At 71.3% G+C, this 24,411-nt stretch carries 20 protein-coding genes; 6 read left to right on the forward strand and 14 right to left on the reverse strand.

Annotated features, from left to right (window positions below):
• The first annotated feature begins 5 nt into the window (after nucleotides 1-5).
• A complete protein-coding gene (locus ACQPXB_RS41680; RefSeq protein WP_432847345.1) occupies nucleotides 6-749 on the forward strand; it encodes an alpha/beta fold hydrolase in 744 nt (247 codons plus the stop codon).
• Here ACQPXB_RS41680 and ACQPXB_RS41685 read toward each other — a convergent pair.
• Together ACQPXB_RS41685 and ACQPXB_RS41690 are read right to left on the reverse strand one after the other, a co-directional pair.
• Complete coding sequence (locus tag ACQPXB_RS41685) at nucleotides 736-1,467, reverse strand: alpha/beta fold hydrolase (protein ID WP_432847347.1); 732 nt, start codon at nucleotides 1,465-1,467, stop codon at nucleotides 736-738. The genes ACQPXB_RS41680 and ACQPXB_RS41685 overlap by 14 nt on opposite strands.
• A 24-nt stretch (nucleotides 1,468-1,491) precedes the next feature.
• Entirely contained in the window at nucleotides 1,492-1,617 is a 126-nt protein-coding gene (locus ACQPXB_RS41690; protein ID WP_432847349.1) for a hypothetical protein, read from the reverse strand.
• Nucleotides 1,618-1,745: 128 nt separating this feature from the next.
• Between ACQPXB_RS41690 and ACQPXB_RS41695 the strand changes: the two genes are divergently transcribed.
• Nucleotides 1,746-2,474, forward strand: coding sequence for a class I SAM-dependent methyltransferase (locus tag ACQPXB_RS41695; protein ID WP_432847350.1), 729 nt, complete (start codon nucleotides 1,746-1,748; stop codon nucleotides 2,472-2,474).
• Between the two features lie 3 nt (nucleotides 2,475-2,477).
• Here the strand turns inward: ACQPXB_RS41695 and ACQPXB_RS41700 are convergent, their stop codons facing one another.
• The 7 genes from ACQPXB_RS41700 to ACQPXB_RS41730 all read right to left on the reverse strand — a co-directional run bounded on the left by ACQPXB_RS41700 (nucleotide 2,478) and on the right by ACQPXB_RS41730 (nucleotide 9,818).
• Nucleotides 2,478-3,635 (reverse strand): acyl-CoA dehydrogenase family protein, encoded by a 1,158-nt coding sequence (locus ACQPXB_RS41700; RefSeq protein WP_366579627.1) that lies wholly within the window; start codon nucleotides 3,633-3,635, stop codon nucleotides 2,478-2,480.
• On the reverse strand, nucleotides 3,632-5,611 hold the full coding sequence (locus tag ACQPXB_RS41705; protein WP_432847352.1) for an acetyl-CoA carboxylase biotin carboxylase subunit: 1,980 nt from the start codon (nucleotides 5,609-5,611) through the stop codon (nucleotides 3,632-3,634). Before ACQPXB_RS41705 ends, ACQPXB_RS41700 begins: the two co-directional genes overlap by 4 nt.
• Nucleotides 5,612-5,617: 6 nt before the next feature.
• Nucleotides 5,618-7,231: a carboxyl transferase domain-containing protein gene (locus ACQPXB_RS41710; RefSeq protein ID WP_386954833.1), complete on the reverse strand. Its 1,614-nt coding sequence runs from the start codon at nucleotides 7,229-7,231 to the stop codon at nucleotides 5,618-5,620.
• 114 nt (nucleotides 7,232-7,345) lie between these two features.
• The gene (locus tag ACQPXB_RS41715) at nucleotides 7,346-8,236 is read right to left on the reverse strand and encodes an oxidoreductase (protein ID WP_432847354.1); all 891 of its coding nucleotides are present in this window, start codon (nucleotides 8,234-8,236) and stop codon (nucleotides 7,346-7,348) included.
• A gap of 39 nt (nucleotides 8,237-8,275) precedes the next feature.
• A complete protein-coding gene (locus ACQPXB_RS41720) occupies nucleotides 8,276-8,629 on the reverse strand; it encodes a VOC family protein (RefSeq protein WP_366579633.1) in 354 nt (117 codons plus the stop codon).
• A 46-nt stretch (nucleotides 8,630-8,675) separates the two neighbouring features.
• Complete coding sequence (locus ACQPXB_RS41725) at nucleotides 8,676-9,173, reverse strand: hypothetical protein (protein ID WP_285972691.1); 498 nt, start codon at nucleotides 9,171-9,173, stop codon at nucleotides 8,676-8,678.
• 54 nt (nucleotides 9,174-9,227) lie between these two features.
• Nucleotides 9,228-9,818 carry an SACE_7040 family transcriptional regulator gene (locus ACQPXB_RS41730; RefSeq protein WP_285972690.1) on the reverse strand — a complete coding sequence of 197 codons (591 nt, stop codon included), beginning with the start codon at nucleotides 9,816-9,818 and terminating at the stop codon, nucleotides 9,228-9,230.
• A gap of 197 nt (nucleotides 9,819-10,015) precedes the next feature.
• On the opposite strand from ACQPXB_RS41730, the gene ACQPXB_RS41735 reads away from it, so the two are divergent.
• Entirely contained in the window at nucleotides 10,016-10,783 is a 768-nt protein-coding gene (locus ACQPXB_RS41735) for an SGNH/GDSL hydrolase family protein (RefSeq protein WP_366579962.1), read from the forward strand.
• A gap of 684 nt (nucleotides 10,784-11,467) precedes the next feature.
• On the opposite strand, the gene ACQPXB_RS41740 is transcribed toward ACQPXB_RS41735, so the two are convergent.
• The 3 genes from ACQPXB_RS41740 to ACQPXB_RS41750 are packed head-to-tail and all read right to left on the reverse strand — an operon-like array spanning nucleotide 11,468 to nucleotide 14,560.
• Nucleotides 11,468-12,085, reverse strand: coding sequence for a hypothetical protein (locus ACQPXB_RS41740; protein WP_432847357.1), 618 nt, complete (start codon nucleotides 12,083-12,085; stop codon nucleotides 11,468-11,470).
• A 37-nt stretch (nucleotides 12,086-12,122) separates the two neighbouring features.
• The gene (metX, locus tag ACQPXB_RS41745; RefSeq protein ID WP_432847359.1) at nucleotides 12,123-13,256 is read right to left on the reverse strand and encodes a homoserine O-acetyltransferase MetX; all 1,134 of its coding nucleotides are present in this window, start codon (nucleotides 13,254-13,256) and stop codon (nucleotides 12,123-12,125) included.
• Complete coding sequence (locus ACQPXB_RS41750; protein WP_366579639.1) at nucleotides 13,253-14,560, reverse strand: bifunctional o-acetylhomoserine/o-acetylserine sulfhydrylase; 1,308 nt, start codon at nucleotides 14,558-14,560, stop codon at nucleotides 13,253-13,255. Before ACQPXB_RS41750 ends, metX begins: the two co-directional genes overlap by 4 nt.
• 289 nt (nucleotides 14,561-14,849) lie before the next feature.
• Between ACQPXB_RS41750 and ACQPXB_RS41755 the strand changes: the two genes are divergently transcribed.
• Nucleotides 14,850-16,409 (forward strand): PucR family transcriptional regulator, encoded by a 1,560-nt coding sequence (locus ACQPXB_RS41755; RefSeq protein ID WP_432847360.1) that lies wholly within the window; start codon nucleotides 14,850-14,852, stop codon nucleotides 16,407-16,409.
• Nucleotides 16,410-17,041: 632 nt separating this feature from the next.
• On the opposite strand, the gene ACQPXB_RS41760 is transcribed toward ACQPXB_RS41755, so the two are convergent.
• Both ACQPXB_RS41760 and ACQPXB_RS41765 read right to left on the reverse strand, forming a co-directional pair.
• Nucleotides 17,042-17,485 (reverse strand): pyridoxamine 5'-phosphate oxidase family protein, encoded by a 444-nt coding sequence (locus ACQPXB_RS41760; protein WP_432847362.1) that lies wholly within the window; start codon nucleotides 17,483-17,485, stop codon nucleotides 17,042-17,044.
• Nucleotides 17,482-18,423, reverse strand: a complete 942-nt coding sequence (locus tag ACQPXB_RS41765; RefSeq protein WP_432847364.1) for a zinc-binding dehydrogenase — start codon at nucleotides 18,421-18,423, stop codon at nucleotides 17,482-17,484. Before ACQPXB_RS41765 ends, ACQPXB_RS41760 begins: the two co-directional genes overlap by 4 nt.
• A gap of 193 nt (nucleotides 18,424-18,616) precedes the next feature.
• Between ACQPXB_RS41765 and ald the strand changes: the two genes are divergently transcribed.
• Nucleotides 18,617-19,732: an alanine dehydrogenase gene (gene ald, locus ACQPXB_RS41770; RefSeq protein ID WP_432847366.1), complete on the forward strand. Its 1,116-nt coding sequence runs from the start codon at nucleotides 18,617-18,619 to the stop codon at nucleotides 19,730-19,732.
• Nucleotides 19,733-20,324: 592 nt separating this feature from the next.
• Nucleotides 20,325-24,086 carry an ABC transporter ATP-binding protein gene (locus tag ACQPXB_RS41775; protein WP_432847368.1) on the forward strand — a complete coding sequence of 1,254 codons (3,762 nt, stop codon included), beginning with the start codon at nucleotides 20,325-20,327 and terminating at the stop codon, nucleotides 24,084-24,086.
• The last annotated feature ends 325 nt before the right edge of the window (nucleotides 24,087-24,411 follow it).

The following is a 24,411-nucleotide window of genomic DNA, read 5'->3' on the forward strand; positions in this document are numbered from 1 at the left end:
ACGTTATGGCGCTCTTGACGCTGACCTCCCCCGACGGCGTGCGGCTCGCCGTCGAACGCACCGGCTCCGGACCACCACTGGTGCTGGTCGGCGGCGCCGGGGGCGACCGCAGGGCATGGGACGCGGTGGTGCCGTTCCTCGGCGACGAGTTCACGGTGTACGCACTGGACCGCCGCGGGCGTGGGGGCAGCGGCGATCGGGCCGGGTCGGAGGTGGCGGACGAGGTCGCCGACGTCGTCGCCACGGCGGTTGCGGCCGGCGGTGATGCCGTGGTGGCCGGCCATTCGTCGGGGGCACTGCTGGCGTTGCGGGCGGCGGCGGTGCGGCCGGATGTGGTGCGGCGGGTGGTCGCGTATGAGCCGCCATCAGTGGTCACGGCGGGTGTCGCCCAGCGGCTGCGGGCACTGGTCGACGCCGGTGATCTCGACGGCGCGTTGACCTCGTTCCGCACGGAGGCGGTGGGGATGCCGGCCGACGTGGTCGCGTCGATGCGAAAAACCCCGCAGTGGCAAGAAGATCTCACGCTCGCCCACACCACTGCGTACGACGCGGCGATCGTCGAGGCGGGGTTACCCGAGGTCTCCGTGCCGGCCCGGTTCGTGCTGGGTGGCGCCAGCCCGGCCCGGATGGCCGACGGTGTGCGCCACTACGCCGCGCGGCTCGGCGCGCAGGTGCGGGTGCTGGACGGTCAGCAGCACTTCGCGCAGCGCACCGCGCCTCGGGAACTCGCCGCGGTCATCGCGTCTTGACCAGCGCGGCGATCCTCGTCGCGAAGTCCGCCCACAACTCGCGCGGCAGGCTGTGCCCCATGCCGGGCACCACCACGAGCTCCGCGCCGGGTATGGCCGCCGCCGTGGCGCGGCCGCCGCTGAGGTCGCACATGCGGTCGGCGTCGCCGTGGATGACCAGGGTGGGCACGTCCAGCCGCCGCAGCCGGTCCGTGCGGTCGCCCGACGCCACCACGGCGACGGCCTGCCGCGGCATGCCCAGCGCGGGGTAGCCCCGGTCGAACGTCCGCCCCGCTCGCTCGGCAATGGCATCCTCGTCGAACTCGAACCCCGGCGACCCCGTGATCCCCGACGCGCGCACCTGCCAAGCCACGAACGCCTCCCGCTCGCTCGGCGGCTGTCCCATCTCGACCAGGATCGACGGGTCGGGCGCGCCCACCTCCGGGGCGCCGGTCGTGGACATGATCGACGTCAGCGTCCGCACCCGATCGGGGTGCTCGATGGCGACCATCTGCGCGATCATCCCGCCGAGCGACGCTCCGACGAGGTGCGCGCTTTCCAGCCCGAGCAGATCGAGCAGGCCGACCGTGTCACCCGCGAGATCCGACAGCGTGTAAGACGCCGTCGCGAAATCCCCCGCGAGAACGGCTGCGAAATCCGGCACGGGCGCGTCGTCGAAATGCGTAGACCGGCCGGAATCGCGGTTGTCGAAGCGGATCACGTACAGGCCGCGGTCCACCAGTTCCCGGCAGAACTCCTCAGGTCAATTGATCATCTGCGCGCCACCGCCCATGATCAGCACGACCGGCGGCATTCCAGGATCACCGAAGCATTCGTACGCCAGCTCGATTCCGGACGGGCCGACGTTCAGCGCGAGTTCCTCAGACATACCGACCACAATAATCATTCGGCGGCGCGGAAACATCGCTCCGAAGACCGATGTTTCCGGCTTGCCACCCGGGTTATGGTGAAAGGGGATCGACCGGCGGTCCGGCGTTTTCTGCCATGATCGGTCGCATGACCCCGGACAACCACACCCTGCCGGCCAACCACTACGACAGCTTCGCCGAGGCATACGCGGCCCAGAACGAGGGCGGCATCCAGAACGCCTACTACGAGCAGCCCGCGATGCTGGAGCTCGCCGGAGACGTCGCCGGGAGACGGATCCTCGACGCCGGCTGCGGGGCCGGCCCCCTGTCCGCGATGCTGCGCGACCGCGGCGCGATCATGTCCGGGTTCGACCTCAGCGCCGGCATGCTGGAGCTGGCCCGCCGCCGCCTCGGCCCCGAAGCCGACCTGCGCGTCGCCGATCTGGCCGAGCCGCTGCCCTACGCCGACAACGCGTTCGACGACGTCGTCGCGTCCCTCGTGCTGCACTACCTGGAGGACTGGGGCCCGTCACTCGCCGAGCTGAAGCGCATCCTCAAACCGGGCGGTCGGCTGCTGATCTCGGTCGACCACCCGTTCGCGATCCACGCGCTGCAGCGCCTGGACGGCGTCAAGACCAACTACTTCGAAACCTACAAGTGGACCGAAGACTGGACGTTCGGTGAGCAAACCATCCCGATGTCGTTCTGGATCCGGCCACTGCACGCCATGACCGCGGCCTTCACCGCGGCGGGCTTCGAGATCTCCGTGCTCAGCGAACCCATGCCCGCACCGGAAGCCCGCGAGCTGTGGCCCGAGGACTACCGGCTGCTCACGATCAGCCCGAGTTTCCTGTTCTTCGTGCTGACCGCTCGGTAAGCGCTACCCGGCGACGCCGAGGTGACGAGCGATGAGCATCCGCTGCACCTCGCTCGTCCCCTCGCCGATCTCCAGGATCTTCGCGTCGCGGTAGAAGCGGCTGACCGGGTACTCGTTCATGAAGCCGTAGCCGCCGTGGATCTGGGTGGCGTCGCGGGCGTTGTCCATGGCGGCGTTGGAGGCGACGAGCTTCGCGATGGACGCTTCCTTCTTGAAGGGTTCGCCGCGCAGCATCTTCGACGCCGCCTGGTAGTACGCGAGGCGCGCGGTGTGGGTGCGCACCTCCATGTCGGCGATCTTGAACTGGATCGCCTGGTACTCGCCGATGCGGTGCCCGAACGCGACGCGGTCCTTCACGTACTTGAGGCATTCGTCGACGCACCCCTGGGCCAGACCGACGCTCAGGGCGGCGATCGCGACGCGGCCTTCGTCCAGAATGGACAGGAACTGCGCGTAGCCGCGGCCGCGGATGCCGACCAGGTTCTCGGCCGGCACGCGGACGTCGGCGAAGGACAGCTCGTGCGTGTCCGAGCAGTTCCAGCCGACCTTGGAGTACTTGGGCGCCACGGCGAAGCCCGGCGTGCCCGAGGGCACGAGGATCGCGGAGATCTCCTTGCGGCCGTTCTCCATCACGTCGGTGACGGCCGTGACGGTGACCAGCCGCGTGATGTCGGTACCGGAGTTGGTGATGAACGCCTTGCTGCCGTTGATCACCCACTGGTCGCCGTCGAGCTTGGCCCGGGTACGCGTGGCGCCGGCGTCGGAGCCGCCGCCCGGTTCCGTGAGGCCGAAACCGCCGAGGGCCTCGCCGGAGCACAGCGCGGGCAGCCAGGTTTCCTTCTGCTCCTGCGTGCCGAAGCGGTAGATCGGCATCGCACCGAGGGAAACGCCGGCCTCCAGCGTGATCGCCACCGACGAGTCGACCCGCGCCAGCTCCTCCAGCGCCAGGCACAGCGCGAAGTAGTCACCGCCCATGCCGCCGAACTCCTCGGCGAACGGCAGGCCGAACAGACCCATCTCGCCCATCTTGGCGACGAGCTCGTAGGGGAACTCTTCCTTCTCGTACAGCGGCCCGATCACCGGCGCGACCTCGTTGTGCGCGAAGTCCTCGACCGTCTTGCGGAGCGCTTCGTACTCTTCGTCCAGCCGGAAGTCGATCATCGTTGCTCCTCGTTCGGGCTGACCACGGCCAGGGTTTCGTCCAACGCCACCTGCTGGCCCGCGCGCGCCGAAAGCTCGCTCACCACGCCGTCGATCGGCGCGGTCACGGTGTGTTCCATCTTCATCGCTTCCACGACCAGCAACGGCGTGCCGGCCGCGACGACGTCGCCTTGAGCGACCTTGACCACGAGCACCGTGCCCGGCATCGGGCTCTTCACCGGCCCGGCGCCCGCGGCCTCACCGCGGGCGGCCAGGCGCACTTCCTGGTCCGCGAACGCGAAACCGAAGCCGTCGCGCGCGAGCCAGACCGTCCGTTGTGGACCATCGGCGCGGCGGTAGCGCTCGAGCCCGCTGTCCCGCCGGACTTCCAGCACGTCGCCGACGCGGGTCGCGGTGGCTTCGACCGGTTCGTTGTCGTCGACCTGCACGGTCGAACCCGTTACGCGGACCACGGCCTGGACCTCGCCGGCCCGCAGCCGGAACGTGACCCCGCCTCCGCCACCGATGCGCCACCCGTTGGGCACGTCCCACGGATCCACCACGGAACCCTTCGGCTGCAACGAAAGCAGCCGGTCGAGCGCCGCCGCCACGAAAAACCCTTCGGCCACCTCCGACGACACCAGCGACGACAGCCGCCGGTCCACCAGCTCCGTGTCGAGCCGGCCCGCGCGCACGTCCTCGTCGGCGAGCAGGCTGCGCAGGAACGCGATGTTCGTGCCCAGGCCCAGCAACGCGGTGTCCGCCAGCGCGCGGTCGAGCTTGCGCAGCGCGGCCGCGCGGTCCGGACCGTACGCGATCACCTTGGCCAGCATCGGGTCGTAGTTCGACCCGACCACCGCGCCCTCGGTCATCCACGAGTCCACGCGCACGCCGTCGCCCGAAGGTTCGTGCACGGCCAGCACCGTGCCGCCCGTCGGGATGAAGCCGCGCGCGGGATCCTCGGCGTACACCCGGGCTTCGATGGCGTGGCCTTCGAGGCGCACGTCCTCCTGCTTCACCGTCAACGGCTCACCGGCGGCCACGCGGACCTGCCACGCCACGAGGTCGAGCCCGGTCACCATCTCCGTGACGGGGTGCTCCACCTGCAGCCGCGTGTTCATCTCCATGAAGAAGAACTCGTCCGGGTCGTGCGCGGACATGATGAACTCGACGGTGCCCGCGCCGACGTAACCCACCGACCGCGCGGCCTCGGCCGCGGCGGCGCCCATCTTCTGGCGTGTGGCCTCGTCGAGCAGCACCGACGGGGCCTCTTCGATGATCTTCTGGTGCCGCCGCTGCAGGCTGCACTCGCGTTCGCCGAGGTGCAGAACGTTCCCGTGTTTGTCGGCCAGCACCTGGATCTCGATGTGCCGCGGCGTGGTGACGAACCGCTCCACCAGCAGCGTGTCGTCACCGAAGGAGCCCCGGGCCTCGCGGCGCGCGGACTCGATCGCGGCGGCGAGCTCCGACTCCTCGTGCACGAGCCGCATGCCCTTGCCGCCGCCGCCCGCCGACGGCTTCAGCAGCACTGGATAACCCACCCCGGCCACGGCCTCGGCGAACCCGCCCTCCGGAATGTCCACATCGGACACCCCGGGGACGACCGGCACACCGGCCGCGGACACCGTGGCCTTGGCCCGGATCTTGTCGCCCATCTGCTCGATCGCGGCGACGGGCGGGCCGATGAACACCAGCCCCGCCTCTTCACACGCTCGCGCGAACGCCGCGTTCTCGGCGAGGAAGCCGTAACCCGGGTGCACGGCCTGCGCGCCCGTCACCTGAGCCGCGGAGACGATGGCCGGGATCGACAAATAGCTTTTCGCCGCCTCGGCCGGGCCTAGGCGCACCGCGGTGTCGGCCTCGCGCACGTGCTTGGCGTCGGCGTCCGCGTCGCTGTACACCGCGACCGAGCGGATGCCCAGCTCACGCAGCGAGCGGATGACGCGGACCGCGATCTCCCCGCGGTTGGCGACCAGAACGGTGTCGAACGAAGACATGCTCACTCACATCCGGAAGACGCCGTAGTTGACCTCGGGCAGGGGTGCGTTGGCGGCGGCCGACAGTGCGAGCCCGAGCACCGTGCGGGTGTCCGCCGGGTCGATCACGCCGTCGTCCCACAGCCGAGCGGTGGAGTAGTACGGGCTGCCCTGGTGCTCGTACTGCTCGCGGATCGGCGCCTTGAACGCGTCCTCGTCCTCGGCCGACCACTCGCCGCCGCGGGCCTCGATCGCGTCGCGGCGGACCGTCGAAAGCACCGACGCCGCCTGCTCGCCGCCCATCACGGAAATCCGCGCGTTGGGCCACATCCACAGGAACCGCGGCGAGTACGCCCGCCCGCACATCGAGTAGTTGCCGGCGCCGAACGAGCCGCCGATGATCACGGTGAACTTCGGCACCCGCGCGCACGCGACGGCGGTGACCATCTTCGCGCCGTGCTTCGCGATGCCGCCGGCCTCGTAGGCCTTGCCGACCATGAACCCGGTGATGTTCTGCAGGAACACCAAGGGAATCGAGCGGCGGTCGCACAGCTCGATGAAGTGCGCGCCCTTCATGGCCGACTCGGCGAACAGCACGCCGTTGTTGGCGATGATGCCCACCGGGTGGCCGTGGATGTGCGCGAAGCCGGTGACGAGCGTGGCGCCGTACTCCTTCTTGAACTCGGAGAACCGGCTGCCGTCGACCACGCGCGCGATCACCTCGCGCACGTCATAGGGGGTGCGCGAGTCCGTGGGCACCACGCCGTAGAGCTCTCGCGGGTCCACGGCCGGTTCCTCGACGGGCCGCACGTCCCACGGCCGCGGCGTGCGCGGGCCGAGTGTGGAGACGATGTCGCGGACGATGCGCAGCGCGTGGGCGTCGTCGTCGGCGAGGTGGTCGGTGACGCCGGACTGGCGCGAGTGCACGTCGCCGCCGCCCAGCTCCTCGGCCGTGACGACCTCACCCGTCGCGGCCTTCACCAGCGGCGGGCCGCCCAGGAAGATCGTGCCCTGGTTGCGGACGATCACCGCTTCGTCGCTCATGGCCGGCACGTACGCGCCACCCGCGGTGCACGAGCCGAGCACGGCGGCGATCTGCGGGATACCGCGTGCGGACATCGTGGCCTGGTTGTAGAAGATGCGCCCGAAGTGCTCGCGGTCGGGGAACACGTCGTCCTGGTGCGGCAGGAACGCGCCGCCTGAGTCGACGAGGTAGATGCACGGAAGGTTGTTGTGCAGCGCCACTTCCTGGGCGCGCAGGTGCTTCTTGACCGTGAGCGGGTAGTAGGTGCCGCCCTTGACGGTGGCGTCGTTGGCCACGATCACGCACTCGCGCCCGGAGACGCGCCCGACGCCGGTGATGATGCCGGCGCTCGGCGCCTCGTCGTCGTAGAGGCCGTTGGCCGCGAGCGGCGAGAGCTCCAGGAACGGCGAACCCGGGTCCAGCAACGTGTCGACGCGGTCGCGCGGCAGCAGCTTGCCGCGTTCCACGTGCCGGGCCCGGGATTTCTCGGGCCCGCCGAGGCGGGCGGTGTCAAGGCGCTTGCGCAGGTCCTCGACGAGCTCGCCGTGCGAGGTGACGCTGCGGGCGAACCCGTCGCTGCGCGGATCCGCGGAACTGCTCAGTACCGGCGTGTCCATGACTCCCCGTCGAGACGTTGGTGATCCAAGATGTTAGCGGTCGTTAACTCCTCTTCGGATGTTAGCGACCGCTAACCGGAGTGTCCACCCAGGGTCCCGCGGCTCACACTCGCGTCAGCCGGGCCCGTCTCCGGTGGCCGCGAGCAGCGGGACCACGATTTCGCTGACGGGTGTGGGGATGCCGTGGTGGCGCCCGCGACGCAGCACCACCCCGTTGCGGACGTCCCATTCCAGCGGCCGGCCGGCTTCGCGATCGGCCAGGATCGACGTGCCCATGTCCGCCGGGTAGGCCCGGAACGCGTCGATGATTTCCCGGGGCACGTCGTCATCGAGGTCGGCGCCCTCGGCCCGGGCCACGGCGAGGCACTCCCGCAGGTACGCAAGCCCGAGCTCGGCGATGTCGGCCCGCGCGAACATGCCGGCGCGCCGGCCGGTGAGGGCCATCAGGCCCGCGAGCGCGTTCTGCATGAGCTTGCGCCAGGCCAGCGAGCGGAACTCGGCGACCGGTTCGACGGTGCACAAGCTCCCGGCCAGCGCCTCGGACACCGCGCGGCCCGCCTCGGTGTCGGGCACGGTCAAGCGGGCGGGGGCGCGCAGCCACACCGACCCGTCGGCCCGGGTCTGCGCCGGGAACCACACGACGCTGGGCAGCACCCGGCCGAGGTTCGCGTGTGCCGCGACGACGGCTTCCTGCTCGACGCCGTTCTGGAGCACGCAGACGATCGTGCCGGCCCGGCACAGCGCGGCCAGCCAGGGCGCGGCCGCCGCCACCTGGGTCGCTTTGACGGCCAGGAAAAGGAGATCGACCGGGGTGACGTCCGGCGTCACCTCGACCTGGACCGGGCCGGGCACCACGAGGTGCTCCCCCGGAGCGTGCAGCTCGAGCCGGTCGCGGGCGGTGCGGCCGTACAGCCGGGGTGTGCGGCCGACCTGGTGCAGTGCGGCCGCGATGGTCGTCCCGATCGCTCCCGGGCCGACCACGGCGACGCTTCCGGGCGTCGTCATTCTCCGAGTATCGCCCGGTTCACCGCGGGCGGCCGGTCGTCACGCGGACTGCCACAGCTCGATGCGGTTGCCCTCCGGGTCGGTGACCCAGCCGAACCGCCCGATGCCGGCCATCTCCTGCGTTTCCTCGGCCACTTCGGCGCCCTTGTCGCGAAGCTGGGCGAGCATGGCGTCGAGGTCGCGGACGCGGAAGTTGAGCATGGTCTGCTGCGACTTCGAGCCGAAGTAGTCCGTGCCGGCCTCGAAGGGCGCGAAGACCGTCGGGCCGGGATCTTGGCGCCACACCCCGTTTTCGTCGGCGTCGAGGCCGAGGCAGTCGCGGTACCAGGCGCCCAGCGCCGCGGGGTCCGAGGCGCGGATGAAGTAGCCGCCGATGCCGAGCACGCGTTCCATGGCCGTGATCCTGCCAGCGCGGCGGGCGGTTGTCCGAGAGACAGGGTCAGTCGGTGACGGCGTCGGAGATCCACTCGGCGACAGGGAGATCGCGATCGAGGCATTCGACCGACAGCCGGATCGTCCAGCGCAGCGCTTGGAGCACGAGGCTGTCGACCTCGTTGGGCGCGGCGCTGGCCAGCGCGATCTCCACCTGCTCGCGCGCGGCGGCGGTGTTGCCGTGCACCTCGGCGAGCAGCGTGCGCACGGCGGTGCGCACGGGCGGGTCGGCCTGGTCGATGGAAACCTCTTCGCCGTCCTCGTCGAAGACCTGGACCTTCACGGGTGCCGTGCCGCCGTCACCGAGCGTGGACACCATGGCGCTGCACTCGCCGAACAGCAGCAGCATGAGCTCCTTGGTCTCCTCAGAGCGCGCCTGCGGCTCGTCGGACGACGGGGTGACCTCTTCGAGCGCCTCGGCGTCCTCGCCGAGGCTGATGGCGACGAGCGCGCGCTGCGCCTTCTCCACGAGCCGCTGCTCGTCCTCGCTCCGGTCCGGGGTCACGTGCCTATCAAACACCAGCACCGGCTTCCGTGGGGATACCCCGAATCCGGGTGATCAGCCCGCCGCGGAAAGTGCGCCCAGAGCGAGCCGGCAGAGCAGTTCGGACAGCTCTGCGTCACCGAGATGGCGGTTGTACGGCGTCGAGTTGATCAAGCCGAACACGGCGTGTGCCGCCGAGCGGGCCTCGCGCTCTTCGAGGCCGGGGATCGCGTCGCGGATCGCGCGCACCCACACCTCGACGTACTGCCGCTGGAGCGCGCGCACCTGCTTGCGGTCACTGTCGGTGAGGTTCGCGAGGTTGCGCTCCTGCACGGTGATCAGCGCCGGGTGGTCGAGCGCGAAGCCGACGTGGAAGCGCACCAGCGCTTCGAGTAGCTCGAGCGGCGTACCGCCCGTCTCGGCGCGGTCGGTGCCGCCTTCGAGCAGGTAGTGGCTGATCGAGTTCAGCATCTCGCCGAGGATGGCGTCCTTGCTGCGGAAGTGGCGGTAGAGCGCCGGTCCCGAGATGCCGACGGCCGCGCCGATGTCGTCGATCCCGACACCGTGGAAGCCGTGGTGGGCGAACAGCTCGGCGGCGGCGGCCATGATCTGTTCACGCCTGTTCGCCTTCTCGCCGTTCACGAGTGGGGTGGGGTTCGCCGGCATTCGGTCATAGTAGGACGGGCGGTTAGCGAGCGCTAACTTCCGGCCCTACTTAGTGCTTGGGCCAAGTGGAGTCACCTGCGGATTCTGGGGTGTCGTGTGGGGATTCCACCTGGTATTCGTATTCCTCGTCGAGCCGTCACGACCAGGAGTGACCCATGGCTGAAGCCACCCGTCCCACCTCACGATCGTTCCTCCGGATGTGCGCGGCCCTGGGGGTCGCTGTTCTCGCCTCTCTGGGCATTGTGGGCACCGCCAACGCTGCACAGAGCTACGTCGCACTCGGCGACTCCTACTCCTCCGGGGTGGGCGCCGGGAGCTACGGCAGCTCGGGCAGCTGCAAGCGCAGCGCCAACGCCTACGGCCAGCTGTGGGCCAACGCCCACGCCGGCACCACGTTCACCTTCCTCGCCTGCTCGGGCGCGAAGACCGGTGACGTGCTCAACCAGATCAACTCGATGCCGTCCAGCGCCAGCCTGGTCACCCTCACGGTGGGCGGCAACGACGCCGGCTTCACCGACGTGATCACCACCTGCACCCTCAACAGCGACCAGACCTGCATCGACCGGGTCAACACCGCCAAGACCTACGTGCAGAACACCCTGCCGAGCCTGCTCGACAACGTCTACCGCGCCGTGAAGTCCAAGGCGCCCAACGCGAAGCTCGTGGTGCTGTCCTACCCGCGCTTCTACACCGTGCCGGGCTCCTGCAGCGTCGGCCTGAGCGACACCAAGCGCTCCGCGATCAACTCCGGCGCCGACACGCTGGCCTCGGTCCTGGCTTCCCGCGCGGCCGCCGCCGGTGCCCAGTTCGTGGACGTGCGCTCGGCTTTCGTGGGCCACAACATCTGCTCCTCGGCGAGCGACTACCTCCACAGCCTCACCTGGCCGGTGGACGAGTCGTACCACCCGACCGCGGCCGGGCAGCGGGGCGGGTACTACAACCCGTTGACATCGGCGATCGGCTGATCTGTTCTGTTCGTTCGGAAGGGGCGTCCCTTGGTGGGGCGCCTCTTCTTTTTTGTTCGCTTTGATCGACTGAGGTCGGTGGTTCGCGGAGGATGCCGGGTTGGTCGTTCGTGCGCTCACCTTGATCGACGGCTTTTGGCCGCTCGCTCAGGGTGTTCTCGTTCGCTGCGCGCGCCTTCCCCGGAGCACCGACGTGTCGCGGGGCCGACGAACTCGGCCCATCGAGGTTCCACGATCGGGTGCTGTGGACAACCCCGAACCGACCTGGCCTGCTGTGGACAACTCCGCCTGAGCACAGGGTTTTGTCGCCGACGACCGATAGAATGAATCCTGGGCAGCCCCCTTAGGGAGGGTGGGCTATGCCGTCGCGCGGGGGTTGTGCCGGGAGCGATCTGCGTTCTGCAGGCGAGAGTTCTCTGGAGTAGTGAGCAAAGGTAGCGAGCAGTCGGGACGTCGCTGCGGTGCCACTCCTCGTGCGCGCGGCGGGGACCGTGTGCGGGCCTCGTGCCGGTGCAGGCCGGACGCCCGTGCGGGCCTGGCGCAAGTGCGGGCCTGGCGCCGGTGCCGGTGCGGGCCGGGCGCCAGTGCGGGCCTGGCGCCGGTGCCGTTGTGCCGGTGCGGGCCGGACGCCCGTGCAGCCTCGCGCCGGCGCCGGTGTGCCGGTGCGACGTCACAGGCAAACGTTCAGGCGTAAGAGCCGATCGGGCACGTCCACGCGGTGCGGTCGTCAGCCCAGAGCGCGACGCCGTCGTGGAGAAGCGCGTGGGCAGGGCGAGCGGTGCCGGGAACCGGGGGTAGCCCGACGCGGAGGTGCTCGACCACGAAGTCCTGCAGGCGGTCCGCCGCGGCGGCCAGACGGGAGGCGGCGGGGCCGTCCGGGATTCCGAAGCCGAAGGAACTGCCGTCCGGGGACGAGGCGGTGACGACGATCATCGCGTCGCGAAGGTGGGCGGTCCAGGTGAGGCCGGTCAGCCAAGCGCGGTGCGAAGCCGAAGCAGTGGAGTGGGCGAAGTCGCGCAGGATCGGGTGCAGGTCGAGGGAGATCGGCTGGCCGGGCTCGGCGCCGAGCCCACCGGCGAGGCCGGCCGAGCCAACCTGGCCGCCCGCACCGGCCGAACCCAGCGGATCCGACGAGCCAACCTGGCCGCCCGCACCGGCCGAACCCAGCGGATCCGACGAGCCAACCTGGCCGCCCGCACCGGCCGAACCCAGCGGATCCGACGAGCCGACCGGGTCACGCCGATCGGCCGAACCAGCCGGGCCGTAGGTGATCTCCAAGCGCGAAGTGAAGGCATCGTCCACCACACCACCGTGCCGTGAACCAAGCAGGCGCGCCCGGTCAACCCAGCAGGGACTTCGCCAAAGCCGCGATCTGCCCCGTCTCGATCAAGAACGAATCGTGCCCGTACGGCGACGAAACCACCGCCGTCTCACCGCCGACGCCCTCGGCGATCTCCACCGACTGGTACAGCGGGTAGAGCCGGTCGCTGTCCACGCCGGCGACCACGGTGCGCGCGCGGACGCGCGAGAGCGCCGAGGCCACCCCGCCGCGGTCGCGGCCCACGTCGTGGGTGTTCATGGACTCCGTGAGGACCACGTAGGAACCGGCGTCGAAGCGGCGGACCAGCTTGTCGGCGTGGTGGTCCAAATAGGACTCCACGGCGAAGCGGCCGCGGCGCAGCGGGTCCTCCGAACCCTGCGGCTTCCGGCCGAAGCGTTGCGCGAGTTCGGGTTCGCTGCGGTAGGTCACGTGGGCGATCCGGCGGGCGACGCCGAGGCCGCGGTGGGGGCCTTCACCGGGCAACAAGGAGTAGTAGTCGCCTCCGTGCCAGCCCGGGTCGGAGCGGATGGCGTGCAGCTGCGGCGCGGCCCAGGCGATCTGCTCGGCCGACGCGCGGGCCGTCGAAGCCAGAACCAGGACGGACGCCACCCGATCGGGCAAAGTCACCGCCCATTCGAGGGCCCGCATGCCGCCCATCGAGCCGCCGACGACGGCGGCCCAGCGCTCGATGCCGAGCGCGTCGGCGAGTGCGGCCTCGGTGGCCACCTGGTCCCGCACGGTGACGGACGGGAAGCGGCTGCCGTAAATCCGGCCGTCGGGGTCGGGGGACGACGGGCCCGTGGAGCCCTGGCAGCCGCCGAGCACGTTGGGCGCCACCACGAACAGCGAGTCCGTGTCGAGCGCCTTGCCGGGCCCGACGAGCCCGTCCCACCAGCCCGCGCTGGGGTGGCCGGGCTCGGCGGGGCCGGCGATGTGGCTGTCGCCGGTCAGGGCGTGCTCGACGAGGACCGCGTTGGAACCGTCGGAGTTGAGCGTGCCCCACGTCTCGTACGCGAGGGTGTAGGACGGCAGCGACCCACCGGCCTCCAGCGACAGCGCGCCGGGACCGGTGAACCACTGCCGCCTGCCGGGTGGGTCCCCTGCCCGCCACGCACCGGTGACGGGCAGGGGAAACGCACCGGAATCCGTCACAGTTCCGCCTTGGCGGCGCGGAAGCCCGCCTCGAGGTCGGCCTTGAGGTCCTCGATGCCCTCGAGCCCCACGGCGAGCCGCACCAGGCCCGGCGTGACGCCGCTCGCGAGCTGCTCCTCCGGGCTGAGTTGGCTGTGCGTGGTCGACGCCGGGTGCACGATCAGGCTGCGCACGTCGCCGATGTTCACCAGCTGGCTGTGCAGCGTGGTGCCGTCCACAAACTTGCGCCCGGCCTCGACGCCGCCGCGCAGGTCGAACGACAGCACCGCGCCCGCGCCGCGCGGCAGGTACTTCTGCGCGGCCGCGTGGAACTTGCTCGACGGGAGGCCGGCGTAGTACACGGTCTCGACCTCGTCGCGCTCCTCCAGCCACTCCGCAAGCGCTTGCGCGTTGGCGACGTGGCGCTCGAGCCGCAGCGAAAGCGTCTCGATGCCCTGCAGGATCAGGAAGCTGTTGAGCGGCGAGATGGCCGCGCCGGTGTCGCGAAGGATCTGGACGCGCGCCTTCGCCGCGTATGCGCCGGGGCCGAGGGCTTCCCAGTACTTGAGACCGTGGTAGCTCGGGTCCGGCTCGGAGAAGCCCGGGAAGCGCGCCGGGTCCTTGCCGAAGTCGAACGTGCCGCCGTCCACGATCACGCCCGCGACCGTGGTGCCGTGGCCGCCGAGGTACTTGGTGGCCGAGTGCACGACGATGTCGGCGCCGTGCTCGATCGGGCGCAGCAGGAACGGCGTGGGCACGGTGTTGTCGACGATCAGCGGCACGCCGGCCTCGTGGGCGACGTCGGCGACGGTGCGGATGTCGAGCACGTTGCTACCCGGGTTGGCCAGCGTCTCGGCGAAGAACGCCTTCGTGTTGGGCCGCACGGCCGCGCGCCACTGCTCGGGGTCGTCCTGGTCGTCGACGAACGTGACCTCGATGCCGAGCTTCGGCAGCGTGTAGTGGAACAGGTTGTAGGTGCCGCCGTAGAGCGACGGGCTGGACACGAAGTGGTCACCCGCGCCGGCCAGCGTCAGGATCGCCGCGGTGGTGGCCGCGGAGCCGGAGGCGAACGCGAGCGCCGCGACGCCGCCTTCGAGCGCGGCCAGGCGCTGCTCCAGCACGTCCTGGGTCGGGTTCATGATGCGCGTGTAGATGTTGCCGGGCTCGGCCAGGCTGAACAGGTCTGCACCGTGTTGGGTGTCGCGGAAGACGTACGACGTGGTCTGGTAGATCGGCGTCGCGCGGGCGCCCGTCGCGGGGTCGGGTGCCGCGCCGGCGTGGATCTGCTTGGTCTCGAAGGACCAGGCCGAGGTGTCTTCCGGCATCTGTTTCTCCTTGCGGCTCAAAGGGATCGGCTCCTCGGACGAAGCTAGCTCCCCTGAACGGCCCACCCAAGGGTTCCCACGGGCTGGGAGTACTCCGTCAACCTACCGTGCAAGTCGATCACCCGACAGGGTGCCCGGGCGCGGCCGTTCGGGTGACCGTCCATAACGGACTCCGCGACGCCGTCGGAGCGCGAACCGGTTGCTTTCGGAGCCGGTTCCTCCGTTCGGCGGTTGCCCGAAGGCTACCCGCGCCGAGCGCCCCGGACGCGTCTCGGCGAGGATGTATCCCGTGGTCTCGGTGCGCAGCGTGGTCGACCGGGTGGGGCCGACGTTGCTCCACGCGCTCCAGCTGCCCGACGACTGCCCGGCGGCGGGCGACGTGGTGATCGCCGAGCCCGGCGTGCCGGCGGGCATCGCGGCGGGCGACCTCGTGCTGGGCGTCGCCACGGCCGATCCGGCCGACGCGGCCGAGCTGGTGCGGGTGAGCGCCACGCAGGGCGCCGCCGCCGTCCTCTTGAAACCGCCGCTGGCGGCCAAGCCCACCGTGCGGCGCGCGGCGAAAACGGCCGGGATAGCGCTCATCCAGGTCCATTCGGCGACGTCGTGGGCCCAGCTCGTGTGGCTGCTGCGCACGGTCCTCGACGCGCTGGGCGACGAATCGGAGTCCCTCGAAGACGGCGGCGATCCCGGCTCCGGCGACCTGTTCCGGCTCGCCGACGCGGTGGCGTCCGTGGTCGACGCGCCCGTGACCATCGAGGACACGAACTCGCGCGTGCTCGCCTACTCCGCGCGCCAGGACCTCACCGACCCCGCGCGCGTCGCCACGATCATGGGCCGCCGGATCCCCGACGACGTGCTCGCCCGGTTCCGTTCGCGCGGCGTGTTCCGCGAGCTGTCGCGCGGCCGGCAGACGATCTTCGTGCCCGCCCAGCGCGACGGCACGCTGCCGCGGCTGATCGTGCCCATCCGCATGGGCGGTGAGCTGCTGGGGTCGATGTGGGCCGTCGTCGCGGGGCCGGTTTCGGAGGAACGAGCGGCCGCCTTCGCCGACGCCGCACCCGTTGTCGCGCTGCACCTGCTCCGCCGCCGCGCGCACACGGACGCGCAACGTCGCGCGTCGGCCGAGTTGCTGCGCGCAGTGCTCGAAGGCCACGCCGGCCAGCGACGCGTCGTGGCCGAGCTGGACCTCTCCGACGAGCCCCACCGCGTCGTCGCGATCGAGGTCACCGGCGGCGACGGCCGCGACGCCGAGGGCCTGCGGCTGGCGCTGCTCGAACGCATCTCCCAGGGCATCGGCCGCCGCCCCGTCGCCACCGAACTCGGCGGCCTCCTCTACGCGGTCGTCCCCGACGGCAACGCCTGGTCCGAACTGCGCGACGCCCTGACCCTCCAGCCCGCCTCCCGCCGCGGCGGCGTCCCCCGCGCCGCCGCCGGCGCGCCCGTGGCCGTCTCCGCCCTGGCCACCTCGCGCACCCAGGCCGACGAAGCCCTGGGCCTCCTGCGCGCCGGCCTGGTGGCCGGCCGCGTCGTCGCCTACGAGGACGCGTGGACTTCCCTGGTGCTCCACCGCGCCGCCACGGGCTCCGCCACCGCGCACGTCGCCGACCTCGGCCCGCTCAGCCTCCTGCGCACCCACGACGACACCACGAAAGCCGGCTACGTCGACACCCTCTACGAATGGCTCCGCCACCCCGGCGACCCCCGCGCGGCCGCCGCGGAGCTGCGCATCCACCCGAACACGTTGCGGTATCGGATGAAGCGGTTGCTGGATCTTGTGCCGCTTGATCTGGATGATCCGGATGTGCGGTTGGCGTTGCTCATGCAGTTGGTGGCGTTGCGGTGGAGCTGACGTACGCGAGTTCCTGTCCGCGAAGGGTTTCCGGGATCCACGCGGCGGCTTGTTTGGTCTCGTTCAGGTAGGCGCTGAACCACGGGGCCCAGCGCTGGTCGTCAGACCCCAGGTACCGCACCGACTTCCGCCGCCCGCTGGACGTCGAAGGCCACCACCTCCACGGGACCGCTCGCGACAACCGAGTGATGGGTTTGGTTTGTCCACAGGCAGGTCGTCTTTGGCGGAGTTGTCCACAGATTGCGCTGGCGCCGTCTTTCGGGGCCATGGGCCGGTAGGCTGGAACAGGGACGCCCCCCGTGGAGGGTGGGGGCTGTCTGTCGGGGCGGGGTGGATGCCGAGCAGGGTGCGGGCGCGGATGGGATTGCGAGTCATGTGGCGTAGTCCGGCGGCGGTCGTGTCGCCGGCGTGGCGGAGTGCGCTGATGGCCAGGAGGGACATCGCGAGCACGGCTGTCATGCGATCACGGGGTCCAGACACCCACATGATCAACCAGAGCCGCATAACCAGGCCATAGCGAGTTGTTGGACCCCACGGTGGAGGGCAGGCGCCGTCGCGCGGACTCTGGCGGAATGCGCGCAATTCGGCCCGACGCCCTCGCGTCGAACACGCCGACGGCCGGCCGGTGTTGCTCAGTCAGCTGATGGGGCTGCGGTGGAGCTGACGTACGAAAGGTCTTTCGCACGAAGCCTTTCCGGCACCAGCCGCACCCAAACCGTGCCGCGGTCGGCCTCGGTCAGGTAAGCGTGGAACCGCGGGTCCCACTGCTGCTCGTCAGGTCCCAAGTACCGCGCCAGCTTCCGCCGGCCGCGTGGCACGTCGAAGGCCACCACCTCCGCGGGACCGCTCGCGACGACCTGGCGCACCAAGCCGGTCGCGAGATCGCACACATCAACCGTCAACGCGAGCCGTGGGGACGAGCGAACCTGCCCGGGCAAGCGGGACCACGGACCGCTGAGGATCCAAAATGCCCGGTCCTCCCAGAGGTACCAAGTAGGGCGGACGGTGGGACCGTCCGTGGCGACGCGCGCGGTGAGTGGCTGCGCGAGGAACTCGTCGACGTCGAACGACTTCACGCGACCAGCAACGTCTTGCCAAAAGTCCCCCGCGCCTCCATCGCCGCGTGGGCGTCGGCCGCCGCGGCGAGTGGAAACCGTCGGCCGATAACCGGAGTGAGGCGGCCGGCCGAGGCCGCGTCGAGGGCGGACACCGTGAAGGCGCGGAGTGCGGCCGCGTCGCCCAGGGAGCGGATGACCGTGACGCCGCGGGACCGGGCGTCCTCTTCGGGCACTTCCGCCCACGTGCCGCTCGCGAGGCCGTACACCGCCATGCGGCCGCCGGGGCGCAGCAAGGAGAAAGCGGTGGTCCCGATCGCGCCGCCCACGCCGTCGAAGACCACGTCGAGCGATCCGACTGCCGAAGCCCAGTCGGCGGCCGTGTAGTCCACCGTCATGTCCGCGCCCAGCTCCCGGGCGCGCGCGAGTTTTGCAGCGCTGCCCGCCGCGGCGACGACCTGTGCGCCGGCCGACTTGGCCAGTTGCACGAGGAGGCTGCCGACGCCACCGGCGGCGGCCTCGACGAGTACGCGGTCGCCCGGCGCGACGGCGGCGGCGTGGACGAGGCCGGTGGCCGTCCGGCCGTCGGCGAGGAGGGCGACGGCGGCGTCAAGCGAGAGCGCGTCGGGCACCGGGAAGACCAGGGTCGCGTCGACGACCGCGCGCTGCGCGTAGCCGCCGCTGCCGCCGGTCGAGGTCACCACGCGCCGGCCCACGAGGGCCAGGTCGACGCCGTCGCCGACTTTGCTGATCACGCCGCCGACACCGTTGCCGGGGATCATCGGCAGGGCGGCATCGACCGGTCCGAAACCCGACGCCCGGAACTGCGTCTCCACGAACGTCACGTTCACGAACGCCACCTCGACCAGCACCTGACCCGGCCCCGGGACCGGGTCGGGCGCCTCCCCCGCCACCAGCACCTCGGGTCCGCCGAACTCCCTCAACCACACCGCACGCATGCCACGCCCTCCCCGAAATCGACGAACCAGGTGCGACAGCCAACAACCTCGAGCGCGGTCGAGGTCAAGCGATTTGTTCTCGTGGCACCATGAAATGGCAAAAGAACTGTTCCGCGCGCATGATGACACCGCCGTCCGGGTGCATCACCGTGAGTGGCAGCACCTCGAACCGAACCGCCGCCAGGAGGCCGCCGTGCGTATCGCCGTTCCCCGTGAGATCAAGAAGCACGAGTACCGGGTGGCCCTGACCCCGGCCGGCGTGCACGAGCTGGTGGGGCGTGGTCACGACGTGTTCGTCGAGACCGGCGCCGGGGTGGGTTCGTCGATCAGCGACGAGGAGTACGTGGCCGCGGGCGCGAAGGTGCTCGCCACCGCGGACGAGACGTGGGCCGAGGGCGAGCTGGTGCTCAAGGTGAAGGAGCCCATCGCCGAGGAGTACCCCCGCCTGCGCAAGGACCTGGTGCTGTTCACCTACCTCCACATCGCGGCCGACCGACCCCTGACCGACGCCCTGCTGGCGGCGGGCACCACGGCGATCGCGTACGAGACGGTGCAGACGGCCACCGGCGCCCTGCCCCTGCTCGCGCCGATGTCCGAGGTCGCCGGCCGGCTGGCGCCGCAGGTGGGCGCCTACTCGCTGATGAAGCCGAGTGGCGGCCGCGGCGTGCTGCCCGGCGGCATCCCCGGCGTGCACCCGGCGCGGGTCGTGGTGATCGGCGGCGGCGTCGCGGGCATCAACGCCGCCCGCGTGGCGCTGGGCCTGGGCTCGGACGTCGAGATCCTGGACACCAACGTCGACCGCCTGCGCCAGATCGACAACGACTTCGGCGGCCGTATCCGCACGGTCACCTCCAACCGCCTGTCGGTCGAGGAGGCCGTGCTGGAGGCCGACCTCGTGATCGGCGCCGTGCTGGTGCCCGGCGCGAAGGCCCCGAAGCTGGTCTCCAACGACCTCGTCTCGCGCATGAAGCCGGGCTCCGTGCTGGTCGACATCGCCATCGACCAGGGCGGCTGCTTCGCCGACTCGCGCCCCACCACGCACGACGACCCGACCTACCGCGTCCACGAGTCGGTGTTCTACTGCGTCGCCAACATGCCGGGCGCCGTGCCGCGGACCTCGACCTACGGCCTCACCAACGTGACGCTGCCGTACGCCGTGCAGCTCGCCGATCGCGGCTGGCACGCGGCCCTGAACGCCGACGCGTCGCTCGCCAAGGGGCTCAACACCCACGACGGCGCCCTCACCAACGAGCCCGTCGCCACCGCGCACGGCCTGCCGCACACGACGCTGGCGACCGCCCTGGCGTGACCCTTCCGATCCACCTGGCGCCTCGAGGGGCCTCCGCGAACCAGCGGGGGCCCTCGTGTTCTCTTCGGGCACCGCGCCGAGGCCGAACAGGAACCCCTGGCCGGAGCGACGTTCGTCACGCTCCGCGTCCCGTTCAGCGGTACCCCCTCGACGGCAGAAGTGCCCTTGACAAGGGGTTTCACGATTCTGAACGTGCTTCTTAACCGGTTGCAGGCTCACTCTGTGAAGAAGTAATCCGGCTTCGTTGAAGACCCCGAGGAGCGAAGTCCGCACTTATTACCTAAGCTGGTACTCGGCGACCCGCTCCCAGTGACCCCCAGGCTGGTTGAGCGGGTCGCCCCTTCTCCCCCTTCCTGTTCGCACTTCGTGCTGCCGTGGAAGGGGCGAGGTAGTGCCCGGGGCCGAGCCCCCGGAAACCCCACCGTGCGGTCGGTGCCGGACCCAGCGTGGTTGCAGTGGGTCGCGATGCGTTGTGGCGCAAGGGCTTCACTGCGTCAGGTCGCGGTTGCGCTCCCCCGGCCGAAGGGGTGAAGGGACCCGTCACACCTTCAAGGCGGAATAAAAAGTCGGTCCCCATGCCTAGATTGAGAACGTGACCACCACTGCGACGCGTGCGCGTCAAGACCGTCCGGCTGCTGAGACGCCGGCTCCCCCCGTCGGCTGGGTCCGGCGGCTCTCGGCCGCGTGCTGGGAGCACCGGGGTGTCGTCGTGCTCGCGATGGCCGCGGCGATCCTGTCCGTGGGCGTGCAGGCGGCGAGCCCGCTGCTCGTGCGCACGGCGGTCGACGACGCGGTGGCGGGCCACACCGCGGGCCTCGGCGGCATCGCCGCCGCGCTGGTCACGCTGCAGGTGGTGGCGTTCGGGTCGGCGTTCCTGCGCCGCTACGTCGGCGGCCGGCTCGCGCTCGACGTGCAGCACGACCTGCGCAACCGCGTGTTCGGCTCCGTTTCGCGGCTCGACGGTGGCAAACAGGACGCGCTGCGCACCGGCCAGGTGGTCTCGCGGGCGATCTCCGACCTGCAGCTGGTCACGGGGCTGCTGATGCAGGTGCCGCTGTCGGCGGGCTCGGTCATCTTCGCGCTGCTCGCCCTGGGCGCGATGCTGTGGATGTCGCCGCTGCTCACGCTCATCGCGCTGGTGGTGGCGCCGGCCGTCGGCATCATCGTCACGTTGAGCCGCAAACGGCTCTTCCCGGCCACGTGGTCGGCCCAGCAGCGCGCGGCCGACGTGGCGCAGCAGGTGGAGGAGACCGTCACCGGCGTGCGCGTGGTGAAGGGCTTCGGCCAGGAGTCGCGGGAGGTCTCGCGGCTCGAGCGCACGGCGCGGCGGCTGTTCGCCGAGCGGCTGCGCGCGGCCAAGCTGTCCGCGGTGCCCACCGCCACGACCACCGCGCTGCCGGCCGCCGGCCAGGTCGCGGTGCTCGCGATCGGCGGCGTCCTGGCGCTCAACGGCCAGATCAGCCTCGGCACCTTCCTCGCGTTCGCCACCTACCTCGCCACGCTCATCGGGCCCGCGCGGATGCTGTCCAGCCTGGTGGTGCAGGCCCAGCTGACGCGCGCGGGCGCCGAGCGCGTGTACGAGCTCATCGACGCCCAGCCCGACGTGGTGGACAGCCCCGACGCGCGGCCGCTGCCGGAGGGCCCGCTCGGCGTCGAGCTGGAAGACGTGAAGTTCGGCTACACCCGCAGCGAGCCGGTGCTCGACGGCCTCACGCTCACCGCGCGGCCGGGCGAGACGCTCGCCCTGGTGGGCACGGCGGGGTCGGGCAAGTCCACGATCTCGCTGCTGCTGCCGCGGTTCTACGACGCGCACGCGGGCGTGGTCCGCGTCGGCGGCCTCGACGTGCGCGACGTGCCGCTCAAGCAGCTGCGGCAGGCGATCGGCGTCGTGTTCGAGGAGGCGTTCCTGTTCTCCTCGTCCGTGCGCGACAACATCGCCTACGGCCGCCCCGACGCGAGCGACGAAGAGGTGCACGCGGCGGCGCGCGCGGCCGAGGCCGACGAGTTCATCCGCGCCCTGCCCCACGGCTACGACACGGAGGTCGGCGAGCGCGGCCTCACGCTCTCGGGCGGCCAGCGCCAGCGCCTGGGCCTCGCGCGGGCGCTGATGACGGACCCGCGCGTGCTGATCCTGGACGACGCGACGTCGGCGATCGACACGGTCACCGAGGCCGCGATCCACGACACCCTGCGCTCGGTCACGGCCTCGCGCACCACGCTGCTCATCGCGCACCGCCGGTCCACGCTGCAGCTGGCCGACCGCATCGCCGTGCTCGACCAGGGCAAGGTCGTCGACGTCGGCACGGAGGAGGATCTGCAGGCGCGCTGCCCGCTGTTCCGCGAGCTCGTGGCGGGGCCGGGCGACGACGTCGAGAAACCGCACCGCTGCGAGGACCTCGAGCCCGACGCCGGCGGCGTGACGCAGGTGCTGTGGCCGCGCGACGACGGCCGCGACGAGGTCGACGCGCTCGCCGAAGCCGCCGCCGCACGCGGGGGCGCGCCGGGTGGCGGGACCGGTTTCGTCGGCGGCGGAGCGGGGGCCGACGTGCCGCCGACGCCGGAGCTGCTGGAGGGCGTGCGCAAGCTGCCGCCGGCCGACGACCGACCGCGACTGTCCGAAGTGGACATCACCGCCGCCGACCCGGGGTTCCGGCTGTCGCGGCTGCTGAAGCCCGTGCGGTGGCCGCTGGTCGCGGTGATCGCGCTGGTGGCGGCCGACGCGCTGGCCTCGCTGGCCCTGCCCGCGCTGTACCAGCGTGGGGTGGACCACGGCGTGCAGCCGGGTGTCGTCAGCGTGATCTGGCTGATGGCGGGCATCGGCGCGATCGTGGTCGCGGCCGACTGGTTCGTGGTGCGCGGTCAGACGCGGCTCACCGCGCGCGTCGGCGAGACGGTGCTGTACTCGCTGCGGGTGCGCAGCTACGCGCACCTGCAGCGGCTCGGGCTCGACTACTACGAGCGCGAGCTGTCCGGGAAGATCATGACCCGGATGACTACGGACGTCGACGCGTTGTCCACGTTCCTGCAGACCGGCCTCGCCACCGCTGTGGTGAGCGTGCTGACGCTGGTGGGCATCACCGTGGCGCTGCTGGTCACGGACGCGTCGCTGGCGTTGTACGCCCTCGCGCTGCTCCCGGTACTGCTGGCGTCGACCGTGATCTTCCGGCGGGTCGCTTCACGCGCGTATTCCGAAGCACGCGAGAAGGTCAGCGTGGTCAACGCCGACCTGCAGGAGAACGTGAGCGGCCTGCGGGTCGCCCAGGCGTACACGCGCGAAGAGCGTTCGGCCGAGGCATTCGCTTCGCGCAGCGACGCGTACCGGCGCTCGCGGTTGCGGGCGCAGCGTTACGTCGCCACGTACTTCCCGCTGGTCGCGCTGCTGTCGGACCTGGCGACCACCACGGTGCTCGTGGTCGGCGCGAACCGCGTGGCCGCGGGGACGCTGGAGGCGGGCGTGCTGCTCGGGTTCCTGCTGTACCTGCAGCAGTTCTTCTCGCCGATCCAGCAGCTGTCGGCGGTGTTCGACGGCTACCAGCAGGCGGCCGTCGGCCTGTCCCGCATCGGCGACCTGCTGCGCACGCCGACGTCGGTGCCGCCCGCCGCGCACCCGATCGCGCTGCCCGAGCACCTGAGCGGCGAGGTGACGTTCAAGGACGTCGACTTCTCCTACACCGGCGCCGATCAGCCGGCTTTGGAGAAGCTGTCGCTGGACGTGGCACCGGGCGAAACCGTGGCGCTGGTCGGCGCGACGGGCGCGGGCAAGTCCACGGCGGTGAAGCTGGTGGCGCGCTACTACGACGCCACGGGCGGCGCGGTGCTGATCGACGGCGTCGACGTCCGCGAGTACGACCTGCCCGGCCTGCGCGCCCGCATGGGCGTGGTGCCGCAGGAGGCGCACCTGTTCTCCGGCACCGTCGCCGACAACGTCCGCTACGGCCGCCCCGACGCGACCGACGCGGAGGTCGAGGCGGCCGTCCGCTCGGTCGGCGCGCTCGACGGCGTCGCCGCCCTGCCCGCCGGCTTCCTGCAGCCCGTCGGCGAACGCGGCCGGTCGCTGTCCGCGGGGCAGCGCCAGCTCGTCGCTCTCGCCCGCGCCGAGCTCGTGAACCCCGACGTCCTCCTGCTCGACGAGGCCACCGCCGCCCTCGACCCCTCCACGGAGGCGGCCGTCCTGCGCGCCACCGAACACCTGGCGCGCCGCCGCACCACCTTCGTCGTCGCGCACCGCCTGGCCACCGCCGCCAAGGCCGACCGCATCGTCGTCCTCGACCACGGCCGCATCATCGAACAGGGCACCCACACCGACCTCCTGGCCGCCGGCGGCCACTACGCCCGCCTGTGGTCCCTCGGCTGACGTCGCCGGCGGACGCTCCCCGAGGCCGGGCCGACCTCGGGGGGTCTCGCCGCGCGGCGACCAACCGCATGCCAACGTGCGCGCCTGTGCCGGCCGGCGCAGGCGCGGCGGCCGAGCAGCTGCGCGCCGCCGCACAGACGCGCGGCGTGCGCCTGCGACTCACCGCGATGCCGCGCCGCGGCGTTCGACGAGTGTGTGACCTGACAGTCACCCGGCCGGCGCCATCCCCGGCAAGTCCCGGATCCGGCGGGCCTCGCCGCGCAGCCGACCAGCCGCGCGCGACCCCGTGCTGGCCAGCCGGCGGAAAAGCCTTCGCCAGGCCAGG

The organism is Amycolatopsis sp. CA-161197, assembly GCF_050942255.1.
GTDB lineage: Bacteria > Actinomycetota > Actinomycetes > Mycobacteriales > Pseudonocardiaceae > Amycolatopsis.

Coding starts and splice junctions, on each gene's coding strand:
- ACQPXB_RS41700 (WP_366579627.1), bottom strand. CDS start 3,635: ATGATCGACTTCCGGCTGGACGAAGAGTACGAAGCGCTCCGCAAGACG.
- ACQPXB_RS41720 (WP_366579633.1), bottom strand. CDS start 8,629: ATGGAACGCGTGCTCGGCATCGGCGGCTACTTCATCCGCGCCTCGGAC.
- ACQPXB_RS41695 (WP_432847350.1), top strand. CDS start 1,746: ATGACCCCGGACAACCACACCCTGCCGGCCAACCACTACGACAGCTTC.
- ACQPXB_RS41705 (WP_432847352.1), bottom strand. CDS start 5,611: ATGTCTTCGTTCGACACCGTTCTGGTCGCCAACCGCGGGGAGATCGCG.
- ACQPXB_RS41735 (WP_366579962.1), top strand. CDS start 10,016: ATGTGCGCGGCCCTGGGGGTCGCTGTTCTCGCCTCTCTGGGCATTGTG.
- ACQPXB_RS41730 (WP_285972690.1), bottom strand. CDS start 9,818: ATGCCGGCGAACCCCACCCCACTCGTGAACGGCGAGAAGGCGAACAGG.
- ACQPXB_RS41680 (WP_432847345.1), top strand. CDS start 6: ATGGCGCTCTTGACGCTGACCTCCCCCGACGGCGTGCGGCTCGCCGTC.
- ACQPXB_RS41750 (WP_366579639.1), bottom strand. CDS start 14,560: ATGCCGGAAGACACCTCGGCCTGGTCCTTCGAGACCAAGCAGATCCAC.
- ACQPXB_RS41690 (WP_432847349.1), bottom strand. CDS start 1,617: ATGTCTGAGGAACTCGCGCTGAACGTCGGCCCGTCCGGAATCGAGCTG.
- ACQPXB_RS41710 (WP_386954833.1), bottom strand. CDS start 7,231: ATGGACACGCCGGTACTGAGCAGTTCCGCGGATCCGCGCAGCGACGGG.
- ACQPXB_RS41715 (WP_432847354.1), bottom strand. CDS start 8,236: ATGACGACGCCCGGAAGCGTCGCCGTGGTCGGCCCGGGAGCGATCGGG.
- ACQPXB_RS41765 (WP_432847364.1), bottom strand. CDS start 18,423: ATGCGTGCGGTGTGGTTGAGGGAGTTCGGCGGACCCGAGGTGCTGGTG.